Annotated in this window: 1 protein-coding gene; it reads left to right on the top strand. The window is 66.8% G+C overall.

What is annotated here, in order from left to right:
• Positions 1 to 567 (top strand): IS66 family transposase (locus NKI25_RS36380; protein WP_353001003.1); only part of this gene is annotated, 567 nt, incomplete at both ends.

The following is a 567-nucleotide window of genomic DNA, read 5'->3' on the forward strand; positions in this document are numbered from 1 at the left end:
GTGTCGAAATACGCCGATGGCCTGCCGCTCTACCGCCAGGAAGCGATCTATGCCCGCGATCAGGTCGAGATCGACCGGTCACAGATGGCGCAGTGGATGGGCAAGGTCGGCTTCGAGCTCGAGCCGCTCGCCGATTACGCACTGACCCGCATCAAGCAGGGTGAGCGGGTCTTTGCCGATGAGACCACCCTGCCAACGCTGGCCCCAGGATCGGGCAAGGCCAAGACGGCCTACCTCTGGACCTATCTCCGCGATGATCGGCCGTTCGGTGGCAGCGGACCGCCCATCGTCGCCTACCGCTTCGAAGACAGCCGTGCCGGCGAATGTGTCGCCCGCCATCTGGACGGCTATCGCGGCATCCTGCAGGTCGACGGATACGCCGCCTATAACCGGCTGGCCCGATCGGATCGGGGCAATGACGGCGTGACGCTGGCGGCGTGCTGGTCGCACGTGCGGCGCAAGTTCTACGAACTGCATGCCGCAGGCTCCTCCGTTATTGCCTCGCAGACGGTGGCGCAGATGGCCCCGCTGTGGGCCGCCGAGGAGGCCGTGCGCGGCCAGGACCCG

It is taken from the genome of Mesorhizobium sp. M0808 (assembly GCF_040320025.1).
In the GTDB taxonomy this organism is placed as follows: Bacteria; Pseudomonadota; Alphaproteobacteria; order Rhizobiales; family Rhizobiaceae; genus Mesorhizobium.